This window comes from Sphingomonas oligophenolica (assembly GCF_039522915.1).
GTDB lineage: Bacteria > Pseudomonadota > Alphaproteobacteria > Sphingomonadales > Sphingomonadaceae > Sphingomonas > Sphingomonas oligophenolica.
In genome coordinates this window covers 1-12,580 of the sequence record NZ_BAAAEH010000022.1, presented here as the reverse complement: position 1 = coordinate 12,580, position 12,580 = coordinate 1, and the positions used below count along the sequence as shown (strand labels likewise).

Here is a 12,580-nt window from a genome sequence, read left to right as displayed (position 1 = left end):
CTTCCTGACATGTACAAGTGCGTTGGAATTGCCAGATGATGATCGAGATGGACAGGGAGGAAGACGAAATCGCGATCCTCGCGCGGGAGAAGATGATCATCGGCGAGGGATGCGGGGAAGCGATCGATCGCAATATCACTGAAGCCGAACATGACGGCCGTTGGAGCGATATGCACAAATGGCACCGGGTCCGCCTGCGCGTGCAGCGGATGCGACAACAGCTGGATATGACCTATGCGCTCGAGCGCAGCCAGAATCGCAGGGAAATGGTCCGCGCCCACCGGGCGTGACGTGTCCCATCGATTCAAGACGATCACTGGGCATGGCAGGGTGGGATCGGACGGGACGCTATCTCAGGCGCCTGTCCGGCTCTTTCCCAGCGTGGATCTGTTGGAAATCACCGCTTGCTGTTCCGCGGCGGAACAGCGGGCGCGCCCGCTGATAATCTCGCTGTTATTCCGCTGATATCCCGCTGTTATTCGATAACAGCGGGATTGATCGTAACCATCTGAAACCAGGCCATAAATTTCGGCCAAAACTCCAACATAACAGCGCGCGAAAAAAGATTTTCGCGACAACAGCAAGGAACAGCGGCGCAACCTTGTCTTTGTTGGACCCGACTCGCCTTCGATCAGCCTCCAGGCGCCCTAATCGCGGATCAGGCCGACCTCGTTGAACGGCCTCGGCTCCATCGGCGGGATGGTCGCCGGGTTGAGGACGCATTGCCAGAAGCCGACATCGATCCAGCGGCCCTGCTTGTAGCCGACCTCGCGCAACACGCCGGTGCGACGGAAGCCGACCGATTCGTGGAGCCGGATCGAATGGTCGTTGGGCAGCGCGATCGCGCCGATCGCATGGGTGAAGCCCTGCGCGCGAAGCGTGTCAACCAGCGCCTTGTAGAGCTGGCGGCCATTGCCCTGTCCCTGAGTCCCGCTGGCGAGATAGACCGAGGTCTCGACGATGTAGCGATAGGCCGGCCGGTCGCGGAACTTGGTCGCATAGGCATAGCCGAGCACGCCGCCCGCCTCGTCGCCATTGGTCACCACCAGCCAGGGGTAGAGCCCTTCGGATGCCGCCATCCGCGCCCGCATCGCCCGGGCATCGGGCGGCTCGAGTTCGAACGAGACGGTGCCGGTTTCGACATAGGGCGCATAGATGGCGGCGATCGCCGCCGCGTCTTCGGGCCGGGCCGCACGGATAGCGATCATTGGGCCGCGCGCGCCAGGATGAAGTCCATCAACTTGACGTCCGACCTTGAGGCCATGCCGCCGCCCAGCGCATCGCATTCGAGGCAGCGCGCCTGGATCGCCGCGCCAGTGCCGATCCGCTTCACGTCACCCAGCGCGCGGGCGAACATGGCACGGCGCTCGAGCGCGATCCGGGTGAAGGCGTCGCTGCCCTGATCGACTGAATCGTCGTCATCGTCGGACCGGCCGAGCCGCTCGACCAGCTTGGCGAACCAGCCGGGCTTCTTCTCGAGATATTCGGCATGAACGTTTTCGGGCTTGAGGCCTGCGCGGCGCGCCGCTTCGTCGATCGCGTCCTTCAGGCCGCCGAACCGGTCGATCAGCCCGATCTGGTGGGCAGTACCGCCGTCCCAGACGCGACCCTGGCCGATCTCGTCGACCCGCGCCGGGCTGAGCTTGCGCGCCTGCGACACCCGGGTGACGAACTCGCGATAGCCGTTCTCGATGCCCGCCTGGAAGATCGCGTCGGTCTGGGCGTTGGTACCGCCCACCACATCGGGCTGGCCGGAGAGCGGCGTTGTCTTCACCCCGTCCGTAGTGATGCCGATCTTCTTCAGCGTGTTCTCGAAGGTCGGGATGATGCCGAAAATGCCGATCGACCCGGTGATCGTGGTCGGCTGGGCGAAGATCACATCGCCCGCGGTCGACACCCAATAGCCGCCCGAGGCGGCCAGGCTGCCCATCGAGATGACGACCGGCAGCTTCTGCGCCTTCGCCTCCATGATCGCGCGGCGCATATCCTCCGAGGCGAGCGCCGAGCCGCCGGGCGAGTCGATCCGCACCACCAGCGCCTTCAGCTTCTTCTTCGCGAGGCCCTGGAGCAATGCCTTGTCGACCGTGTCGGCGCCGACATTGCCGCCCTTCGACTTGCCGTCGACGATATCGCCGGCGATGGTCAGCACGCCGATCGCGTCGCCGTCGGTCGGCAGCGGATTGGCGTCGACATAGGTCTCATATTTGATCGAGCTGAAGGTGCCCGCGGGCTTGTTGCTGTCGGAGCCGGCGATCTCCGCCACGCGCTTGCCGAAATCGAGCCGCGTGCCGAGCTTGTCGACCAGCCCCGCATCGAGATTGGCCTTGGCGATATCGCCCCGTGCGGCGGCGATCACCTGATCGGGCTTGCTCAGGAAATCGGCGAATCTGGCCTTGGGCCGCGCCCTGTGGATCGCCTCCTGCCACTGCGAGAAGATCACGCTGTAGAGCTTGACGACCTCTTCCTTCGCCTCGGGCGAAGCCTCGGTGCGGGTATAGGGCTCGACATAGGACTTGTACTTGCCGACCCGGTAGACATGGGCGTTGACGCCGAGCTTGTCGATCAGGCCCTTGTAGTAAAGCTGCGATCCGCCCGGGCCCATGAACAGGGTGCCGCCCATCGGGCTCATCCACACTTCGCTGGCATTGGCGGCGAGGCGATAGCCTGAATCGGTATAGGAGGTAGCATAGGCAAGCACCGGCTTGCCGCTATCCCGCACGGCGCGGATTGCGTTGGCGACCTCGTCGACCGCCGCCGGATAGCCGCCGCCGAAGGAGTCGAGATCGAGCACGACCGCCTTCACGCGGGAATCGCCCTTCGCCTTTTCGAGCGAGCGAACCAGGTCGCGCAGGCGAAACTGGTGGACCGAGGCACCGCCGCCGAGCGCCGCGAAGGGATCGGCCTCCTCGGGCTGCTCGACGATCTGGCCGTCGAGCCTGAGCAGCAACGCCCCGTCATGGATCGAGGCGGGGCTCGGCTTGGCCGAGAGGGCGCCGAACAACAGGCCGAAGAACAGCAGCATGGCAATGAGGACGAGCGCGTCCTTGATGCCGACGAGAATCTTCCAGGCGCCGCGAACCAGCTTCACTTAAACGTCCCCTGCTCATGCGGTTACGAGAGCGACGCTAGAGCATGCGGTTGCACGAGTAAACTTCCGTACCGGCGTCGCATCCCGGGCGTTTTTCCCGAAATACGCAGCGCTGCCGGTTGACGAACCACCACCGCGAACTCATATGCACAGCGCTGGCACTCACTCCCCGTGAGTGCTAACAACGATTTCATGAACACCATCAGAAGGGACAAGCGCGCATGAACTTTCGTCCGTTGCACGACCGCGTCCTCGTTCGCCGGGTAGAGGCGGAAGAGAAGACTGCAGGCGGGATCATCATCCCGGAAACCGCCAAGGAAAAGCCGCAGGAAGGCGAAGTCGTCGCTGCCGGTTCGGGCGCTCGCGCCGAGGACGGCACGATCACGCCGCTGGACGTCAAGGCCGGCGACAAGATCCTGTTCGGCAAATGGTCCGGCACCGAGGTGAAGATCGACGGTGAAGACCTGCTGATCATGAAAGAGTCCGATATCCTTGGGATCGTCGGCTAACTTTCTTTTCCGTTTTTACAGATAGAGGAACATCAAAATGGCAGCGAAAGACGTCAAGTTTTCGCGTGACGCGCGTGAGCGCATTCTGCGTGGCGTGGACATTCTCGCCGACGCAGTGAAGGTCACGCTCGGCCCCAAGGGCCGCAACGTCGTGATCGACAAGTCCTACGGCGCGCCGCGCATCACCAAGGACGGCGTTACCGTCGCCAAGGAGATCGAGCTCAAGGACAAGTTCGAGAACATGGGTGCGCAGATGCTGCGCGAAGTGGCCTCGAAGACCAACGACGTCGCCGGTGACGGCACCACCACCGCGACCGTTCTCGCCCAGGCGATCGTGCGCGAGGGCATGAAGTCGGTGGCCGCCGGCATGAACCCGATGGACCTGAAGCGCGGCATCGACCTCGCGGTCATCGAAGTCGTCAAGGACCTCAAGGCACGTTCCAAGCCCGTCTCGGGCACCAAGGAAATCGCCCAGGTCGGCATCATCTCGGCAAACGGCGACACCGTCGTCGGCGAGAAGATCGCTGAAGCGATGGAGCGCGTCGGCAAGGAAGGCGTGATCACCGTCGAGGAAGCCAAGGGCCTCGAGTTCGAGCTCGACGTCGTCGAAGGCATGCAGTTCGACCGCGGCTATCTCTCGCCCTACTTCATCACCAACCCGGAGAAGATGTCGGTCGAACTCAACGATCCGTACATCCTGATCCACGAGAAGAAGCTCTCGAACCTGCAGGCGATGCTCCCGATCCTGGAAGCCGTAGTTCAGTCGGGCCGTCCGCTCCTGATCATCGCCGAGGACATCGAGGGCGAGGCTCTCGCCACGCTCGTCGTCAACAAGCTGCGCGGCGGCCTCAAGGTCGCAGCCGTCAAGGCGCCTGGCTTCGGCGATCGCCGCAAGGCGATGCTCGAGGACATCGCGATCCTGACCAAGGGCGAGATGATCTCCGAGGATCTCGGCATCAAGCTCGAGAGCGTCACGATCGGCATGCTCGGCACCGCCAAGCGCGTCACGATCGACAAGGACAACACCACCATCGTCGATGGTGCTGGCGACCATGACGCGATCAAGGGCCGCACCGACGCGATCCGCCAGCAGATCGAGAACACCACCAGCGATTACGACAAGGAGAAGCTCCAGGAGCGTCTTGCCAAGCTCGCCGGCGGCGTTGCCGTGATCAAGGTCGGCGGTTCGACCGAAGTCGAGGTCAAGGAGCGCAAGGACCGCGTCGACGACGCTCTCCACGCGACCCGCGCGGCTGTCGAAGAGGGCATCGTCCCCGGCGGCGGCACGGCTCTCCTCTATGCCACCAAGGCGCTCGAGGGCATGAAGGGCGCGAACGACGACCAGACCCGCGGCATCGATATCGTCCGCAAGGCGCTCTACGCGCCGGTTCGCCAGATTGCGGCGAATGCGGGCCATGACGGTGCGGTGATCTCGGGCAAGCTGCTCGACGGCAACGACCCGACGCTCGGCTTCAATGCGCAGACCGACCAGTATGAGAACCTCGTCGAGAGCGGCGTGATCGACCCGACCAAGGTCGTCCGCACTGCCCTCCAGGACGCGGCCTCGGTCTCGGGCCTGCTCATCACGACCGAAGCGGCCGTGTCCGAGCTGCCGGAAGACAAGCCTGCCATGCCCATGGGCGGCGGCGGCGGCATGGGCGGCATGGGCGGCATGGACTTCTGATCCGGAGGGCGGCCTGAGCCAGCGCAAGCTGGATCAGGACTCGCCCGAGGACGGACGGCGGGTCGGCGGCAAGCCGCCGAACCCGTCCGACGAAAGCGCGGGCTTTGCCCGTGCCGGAATTCCGGAACTGCCCAGCCGACTGGCTGGAACATCGAAGGGCCGGGGGAGCGATCCCCCGGCCCTTTGTTTTCCCCGCGCGCTGACCTAGGGAATGCGAGACAAGGAGACAGCCGATGAAGCTCTATTATTCCCCCGGCGCCTGCAGCCTCGCCGACCATATCGCCCTGCACGAAGCCGGCCTTTCCTTCGATTGCGAGAAGGTCGACCTGAAGGCCAAGAAGACCGAGACCGGCGAGGATTTCTGGGCGATCAATCCCAAGGGCTATGTGCCGGCACTCCGTCTCGACGACGGCGAAATGGTGACCGAGAACATCGCGATGCTGAGCTGGATCGCCGAGCAGGCGCCGCAACTCGCACCCGGCGGCGCGATGGGCCGCACGCGCCTGCTCGAGGCGCTCGCCTTCATCTCGTCTGAGCTCCACAAGAATTACAAACCCTATTTTGCCGGCGCCAGCGACGAGGACAAGGCAAAGGCGGGCGAGATGATCACCAAGCGCCTTACCTGGCTCGCCGGTACCTTGCAGGGCGACTATCTGTTCGGCGCCGACATGAGCGTCGCCGACGCCTATCTGTTCGTGATGCTGCTATGGGCGCGCAAGAATGGCGTGACGATCCCCGAGCCCCTGCCCGCCTTTCTGGCCCGGATGATGGCGCGCCCGGCGGTGCAGACGGCGATGAAGCATGAAGGCCTGATCTGATCCGCGCGGCCGCTGATTGACCCGATAGCCAATGGCGATAGCGACGCCCGAAGGGCCGAAGACGCTCGTTCTCGGCCCGAGGACGAGGCGCGCCCTGCTGCTCTGGGTTCTGCCCTGGCTCGCGATCAGCATCGCCATCTTCGCGAGCTGGATGAATCTGGCGGTGCTCGATCCGACCCGGGTGGCGTGGCTGCTCGACGGAAACGATCATGGCCAGAACGCGATCGGCCTCGCCGCCTATCTGCGCGCGGCCCCACCCTGGCCGTCGCTCCATTCGCCGATGCTGATGGCGCCCGAAGGCCTGCCGCTCGCGCTGACCGACAGCAACCCGCTGCTCGGACTGCTGCTCCGCCCCTTTGCAGCAGTGTTGCCGGTCGGCATCCAGCTATTCGGCCTGTGGCTGTTCGCATGCATCCTGCTTCACACCGGCTTTGCCGCTGCCCTGCTGCGCCGCTTCACGCCAAACCCGCTCGCCACCTGGATCGGCGCAGCGCTGATGACGCTGATGCCGGTATTGCTGGCGCGCTTCGGCCATGTGAATCTCTGCGCCCAATGGCTGATCCTGTGGGCGCTGTGGGTCTTCATCGACGCGAAACGGTCGCGCCAGGCCGGCTGGTGGGTGGCAGTGATCGTCACCGCCACGCTGATCCATCCCTATCTGCTGGTGATGGTCTCGGCGATCTGGGCGAGCGCAATGATGCGGGCGTTCGTGCTGGCGCCGGACATGCGCGCGCGCGTCCGGATGATCAGCGATGTCGCGCTGGTCGTGGCGCCACTTCTGGTCCTGCCGCTTCTGCTCGGGCTGGCGGGGTCGCCGGTCATGGCGACCGGGGGCTATGGCGGCTTTTCGATGGCGCTCGATGCCCTCTGGAACCCGAACGATCCCCATTACTCGGCGCTGCTGCCGGCCACTGCACTCAATGGCTCGCAAAGGCTCGAGGGGATGAACTATCTCGGCGCGGGGCTGCTCGCGCTCGCCGCCACTGCGCTGGTCTGCCGGTTTCGCTACCGCCCCGCGCGCGGGGACGATGCGGCGCTCGGGCGGCTGGTCTGGCTGGTGCCGGCCTTTGCGGTGCTGACATTGATCGCGCTGATGCCGCATCTCATCTGGCGCGGGCAGATCCTGGCGACGCTGCCGATGCCCGAGGCGATGCCGCGGTTGCTCGATCCGATCCGGGCGGCAGGCCGCATGTTCTGGCCGGTCGATTATGTCATCGTCTTTGCGGCGATCGCCACCGTCGGGCGGATCCGGTTCGGGACGCTGGTGCTTGGCGGCGCGCTGCTGCTCCAGATCGTCGACCTCGCGCCCCTGTTCGCCTCGGCACGTGCAAGCGGCGGCGCCGCGGCCGCGACGCGGCCCTATCGCCGCACGCTCGACCCGCGCTGGGATGCGCTGATCGCCCGCGCCGACATGATCGAGTTCGAGCCGCCCGAGCCCTATCGCGATCTCGCGCTTCTCGAGGAAGTCACCTGGCGGGCGATCGTGGCCGGCAAGCCGGTCCGCTATTTCTACGCGTCGCGCGAGCCGGTCGCGGTCAAGCGGCGCCTGGCAAACGACGCAGCCGCCTTCACCATGGGGCAGGTCGATTCGCGCCGGCTCTATGTCCTGCTCGACGGCGAGGTGCCGCCGGCGCTTGCGAACCGGGTGACCAGGCTCGACGGCGTATCAGTCATCGCGCCCGGCGCACGTTAACCATATCCTTGCCACCGCCGTGCGAAGCGGATCCTCATGCGCCGCGCAATCCACTGCCTGCTTCTCGCCCTCATTCCGGCGGCAATCTTCCTTGCGCTCTTCCATCCGGCGATTCTCGATATCGGCAATGCCGGCTGGGTGCTCCGCGGCGCCGATCTCGGCGAGAACGCGCTTGGCATGCACGCCTGGCTGCACGACCAGGCCGCCGGCTGGTCGCCGCGCACCAGCCTGTTGAACACGCCCGAGGGGACGAGCCTGCTCTTCACGGACAGCAATCCGCTATTGGGGCTGCTGGCCAAACCCTTCGCGCCGCTGTTGCCGGCCGACACGCAGCTCCTGGGCGCGTGGTTGCTGACATGCTGCTTTCTCCAGGCGCTGTTCGCCTGGGCGCTGCTGCGCCGCCATGCCCCCGGATTCGCCGCGCTCTGGTGCGGCGTTGCCTTGTTGTGCGTGCTGCCGACCTGGTTCCACCGCTATGTCCACCCGAACCTGTTCGCGCATTGGATGATCCTGTGCGCCCTGTGGATCTTCGCTGATCCGAAACGCGCCACGCGCCTTCGCTGGTGGGTGCCGCTGATCGCGATCGCGGCGCTGGTCCATGTCTATCTCCTGCTGATGGTAGCCGCGATCTGGGCGAGCGCGCTGTTCCAGGGCTTCGCCGCGGTGCGCGGCGCGGCCGCCAGGCGTGAGCGACTCCGGATCGCCGGCGGCGCGGTGGTCGTCCTGGTCATGGTGGCCTTGCTCGGCGTGCTTCACGGTGGCGGCGGGTCGTTCGTCGTGACAGACAGCTACGGCGCCTTCGCCATGCCGCTCGACGCGCTGTGGAACCCGGCAAACCCGGGATATCATACAATCCTGCCGGCCATCCCCCAGCGCGAGGGGCGCGGTTATGAAGGTTTCCAATATCTCGGCGTCGGCATCCTGCTGCTGCTCGGCGCGGCGTTCGTCATCGCGCGCCGGTTCCCGCCTGCGCCATCCGAAGGCGACGTGCTGCGCCGACTCCGCTGGCTGCTTCCGGCCTACGCCGTGCTGCTGCTGCTCGCGATCAGCAACTTCCCCGACATCGCCGGGCACCGCCTGCCGCGCCTGCCTTTGCCGGGCGCCCTCGCCCCGCTCCTCGATCTGGTGCGGGCTTCGGGCCGCCTGTTCTGGCCGATCGCCTACACGCTGGTGCTGATCGCCATCCTCGCCGTGTACCGGCTGGGCAAGAAGCGAGCGGCCACGGTTCTTGCGATCCTGCTTCTCGTCCAGGCGATCGACATCGCGCCGATGGCTGGCGTGGTGCGCGCGCAGACGGCGGAGGCGGATCGCCACCGTCTCTATGTTCGCACGCTCGATCCACGGTGGCAGCCGGCGATTGCGGCAGCGCACGACATCACGTTCGAGCCGGCCGACCCGATGCTTGATCGGCAGCTGTTCGAGGAAGTCGCGTGGCGCGCTGTCTCGATCGGCAAGCCCTTGCGGGTCTCCACCACCTCGCGCATCGACACGCGGACGGCAGCGCGCCTTGCCGGAGAGCATGCCCGTTTCCTGGCCGGCGACCTGGATCCCCGACGGCTCTACGTCCTGCTGCCCGGCGCCGCCGCGCCGCCCACAGCGAGAGGACGGGTGATCATGCTCGACGGGACATGGATCATCCTCCCGGCAGCCCCACCGCAGAAGACGGCGGTGCATTAGAATAGTCACACACCCCCTTTCGCTCGATGGCGAAGCGCGACAAGATGCGCGCATCACGCCATTGGGGGAACTCCTATGACCAGCCTCACCCGCCGCGAGGCGCTTGCCGCCACCACTGTCGCCACGCTTGCCGCCGCCATGCCCGCCTGGGCGCAGGACGCGGCAACCACCACTGGAGCGGCATGGGACCTGAGCGACATCTATCCCGACGACGCGGCCTGGGATGCCGCCCGCAAGAAGATGCTGGCCGACATCCCGGGCCTGCTGAAATACAAGGGCACGCTCGGCAGCAGCGCGGATACGCTTGCGGCTGCTTTGGTCGCTCAGTCCGATCTCGGCCGCACCGCCAGCCGCATCTTCACCTATATCAGCCTGAAGGCCGATGCCGATCTTCGCGTCGCCGCGAACCAGGAGAAGCAGGCCCAGGCGACCGACATGTACACGGCGCTCAGCGAGGCGACATCGTGGATCGCTCCGGAACTGCTGGCGCTCGGCGCAGCCAAGATCGATGCTTTTGTCGCCTCGAACCAGGTGCTCAAGTCGCGGTTCGACTTCTATCTCGCCGATATCGTCCGCCAGGCGGAACATACCCTGTCGCCCGAGGGCGAGATCCTGCTGGCCGGCACGTCGGCGCCCTTTGCCGGCGCGCGCGACATTCGCGAGCAACTGGTTGCGTCCGACATTCCCTGGCCGACCGTGACCTTGTCGACCGGCAAGAAGGTCCGGCTCGACGATCAGGCCTATACGCTCAACCGCGACGCCCCGAACCGCGCCGACCGCAAGCTCGTGTTCGACACGTTCTGGGCTGAATATGGCGCGTTCAAGAGCTCGCTCGGCGCCGCCTATCTCAGCCATGTGAAGGCCGACATCTTTCGCAAGAAGGCGCGGAAGTACCCGACCTCGCTCGCCATGTACCTGTCGGGAAACAATGTCCCCGAGGCGGTCTATCGCACGCTGGTGAGCGAGACCAACCAGGGCCTGCCCGAGTTGCATCGCTATTTCGAGCTTCGCCGGCGCCTGCTCAAGCTGCCCGACATGGCCTATTACGACATCTATCCGCCGCTGGTTCAGCTGGACAAGAAAGTGACGGTTCCCGAGATGCGCCCGATCGTGATCGAGGCGCTGAAGCCGCTCGGCCCGGAATATGGCGCGATGTTCGCCAAGGCGACCGCGGGCAAATGGATGGACCCGCTGCCGCGCCCCGGCAAGAAATCGGGCGCCTATATGAACCCGGGGGCGTCCTATGACGTCCACCCCTATCTGCTGCTCAATCTCGGCGAGAATTATGAGGGCATGACCACCTTCGCGCACGAATGGGGCCATGCGATGCACACCTTGCTCGCCAACAAGAACCAGCTCTACGACAAGTCCGATTATCCGATCTTCCTCGCCGAGATCGCCTCGACCTGCAACGAGCAGCTCCTCGCCGCCTATATGGTCAGGCAGGCAAAATCCAAGGAGGAGAAGCTCTTCTATCTCGGCCAGCAGCTCGAAGCGATCCGCGGCACCTTCTATCGCCAGGCGATGTTCGCCGAGTTCGAGCTCGCCGTGCACGACAAGGCCGAAGCGGGCGAGGGCTTGTCGGGCGAGAAGCTGACGGCGGTCTATCTCGACCTGCTCACGCGCTATCACGGCCCGAAGGTCGCGATCGACCCGGCCTATGCGGCTGAATGGGCCTATATCCCGCATTTCTATTCGAGCTTCTATGTCTATCAATACGCCACCTGCATCTCGGCAGCGTCCTATTTCGCGCGCTCGATCCTGAAGGGCGGCGCGAAGGAACGAGACAATTATCTGACCGTGCTGAAGTCTGGCGGATCGGATTATCCAGTCGAAATCCTGAAGCGCGCAGGGCTCGATATGGCGGGGCCCGCGCCCTACCAGGCGATCGTCGCGACCTTCAAGGATACGCTCGATCAGGCCGAGGCGCTGATGGGCTGAGCCAGCGCGTGCGACCGGCCGGCGAGATCCGGCCGGTACAGCATCGCGATATCGCAGCGTTGGTAGCGCGCGCCATGGTCGCGCATCACGCCCTCGTCATGCACGAAGCCGAGCTTTTCGTAGAGATGGATGGCGGCCGCGCTCTTCGCGTTGGACAGCAGATAGAGCTTCTCCGCCCCCATCGCCCGGGCGCGTTCGATGATCGCCGCGAGCAGGAATTCGCCGGCCTTGCGCCCGCGTGCGCTTTCGCGGACTCCCATCTTGGTCAGCTCGAACTGCGCTTCACCGGTCTTCCGCAAGGCGCAGGTGCCGATCAATCCGAGATCGGCCGCCTCGACGAACAGGATGGTGCCGCCTGCATCGACGATGCGTGCCCGCGGGTTGCACAGCACGTCGCGATCGGCCTCTTCCATCCGGTACATCGCCTCGATCCATTCGGCGTTGATGTCGTGGAAAGCGCCGGCCAGATCGTCGGAGAATTCGCGGATTGATAGCCCGCCCATCTGCCGGGCTATAGTTCGCCGGTCGAGCGGCGCCTGCTCGAGCGCTCGCTCGATCGCTGCGATCTGATCGAACAGGCTTCCCGAGAGCCCGGTACACAGATCGATCACGGCATTCTCGACCTGCGGCCAAACCTCGCGCTTCGAGCGCGCTATTGCCGCCTTGCCCGCTTCGGTGAGCGACATCGTCTTCTGTCGTTGATCGCGGTGCGCGCGGGTCGTTTCGACCAGGCCGAGAGCGACGAGCCGCGAAAGGTTGCGGGTAACGCCGGGCTGGCTCACGCCGAGCGCCTCGACCATCTCGCTCACCGTCAGCGGGCCGTGGAGATCGAGCGTCGCGAGCAGCGGATATTGGCCCGGCTGGATCGGCAACCCGCTTGCCGCCACGACGCGCGCTACGTCGCCCTGCATCCGTTCTGCCAGCCGCTTCAGCCGGCTGCCGAGAAACAGATGTTCCCGTTCAACGATGATGTCGCCTGCCATGCTTCCTCCATCGATTTACATAATGCGTTATATAACCTGATATGTAATATGCAAGCCGCCGATAATGAAGGCAATTTGATCACTGGCTGTGACGCGCTGTTGCCGACGCGGCAAAGGCGTTGCTACGCCTTCATTGCCTCAATCAGCTTCTTGACTTCCTGGCTGCGGCCGCGCGGCAGGATCAGCA

10 protein-coding genes are annotated in these 12,580 nt (G+C 65.1%); 7 read left to right on the top strand and 3 right to left on the bottom strand.

Annotated features, from left to right (window positions below; genetic code table 11):
* Positions 1-35: 35 nt before the first annotated feature.
* Entirely contained in the window at positions 36-290 is a 255-nt protein-coding gene (locus tag ABD050_RS11340) for a hypothetical protein (protein ID WP_343889447.1), read from the top strand.
* Between the two features lie 357 nt (positions 291-647).
* On the opposite strand, the gene ABD050_RS11335 is transcribed toward ABD050_RS11340, so the two are convergent.
* Positions 648-1,208 (bottom strand): GNAT family N-acetyltransferase, encoded by a 561-nt coding sequence (locus ABD050_RS11335; RefSeq protein WP_343889446.1) that lies wholly within the window; start codon positions 1,206-1,208, stop codon positions 648-650.
* On the bottom strand, positions 1,205-3,088 hold the full coding sequence (gene sppA / locus ABD050_RS11330; RefSeq protein ID WP_343889445.1) for a signal peptide peptidase SppA: 1,884 nt from the start codon (positions 3,086-3,088) through the stop codon (positions 1,205-1,207). Before sppA ends, ABD050_RS11335 begins: the two co-directional genes overlap by 4 nt.
* 221 nt (positions 3,089-3,309) lie before the next feature.
* On the opposite strand from sppA, the gene groES reads away from it, so the two are divergent.
* The 6 genes from groES to pepF all read left to right on the top strand — a co-directional run bounded on the left by groES (position 3,310) and on the right by pepF (position 11,410).
* On the top strand, positions 3,310-3,597 hold the full coding sequence (gene groES, locus ABD050_RS11325; RefSeq protein ID WP_343889444.1) for a co-chaperone GroES: 288 nt from the start codon (positions 3,310-3,312) through the stop codon (positions 3,595-3,597).
* A 37-nt stretch (positions 3,598-3,634) separates the two neighbouring features.
* Positions 3,635-5,281 carry a chaperonin GroEL gene (groL, locus tag ABD050_RS11320; protein WP_343889443.1) on the top strand — a complete coding sequence of 549 codons (1,647 nt, stop codon included), beginning with the start codon at positions 3,635-3,637 and terminating at the stop codon, positions 5,279-5,281.
* Between the two features lie 233 nt (positions 5,282-5,514).
* A complete protein-coding gene (locus tag ABD050_RS11315; protein ID WP_343889442.1) occupies positions 5,515-6,099 on the top strand; it encodes a glutathione S-transferase N-terminal domain-containing protein in 585 nt (194 codons plus the stop codon).
* A gap of 31 nt (positions 6,100-6,130) precedes the next feature.
* Positions 6,131-7,792 carry a DUF6311 domain-containing protein gene (locus ABD050_RS11310; RefSeq protein ID WP_343889441.1) on the top strand — a complete coding sequence of 554 codons (1,662 nt, stop codon included), beginning with the start codon at positions 6,131-6,133 and terminating at the stop codon, positions 7,790-7,792.
* A 36-nt stretch (positions 7,793-7,828) separates the two neighbouring features.
* On the top strand, positions 7,829-9,469 hold the full coding sequence (locus tag ABD050_RS11305; RefSeq protein WP_343889440.1) for a DUF6311 domain-containing protein: 1,641 nt from the start codon (positions 7,829-7,831) through the stop codon (positions 9,467-9,469).
* Positions 9,470-9,544: 75 nt separating this feature from the next.
* Entirely contained in the window at positions 9,545-11,410 is a 1,866-nt protein-coding gene (pepF, locus tag ABD050_RS11300; RefSeq protein WP_343889439.1) for an oligoendopeptidase F, read from the top strand.
* Here the strand turns inward: pepF and ABD050_RS11295 are convergent.
* Positions 11,386-12,393 (bottom strand): bifunctional helix-turn-helix transcriptional regulator/GNAT family N-acetyltransferase, encoded by a 1,008-nt coding sequence (locus ABD050_RS11295; RefSeq protein ID WP_343889438.1) that lies wholly within the window; start codon positions 12,391-12,393, stop codon positions 11,386-11,388. The genes pepF and ABD050_RS11295 overlap by 25 nt on opposite strands.
* Between the last annotated feature and the right edge of the window lie 187 nt (positions 12,394-12,580).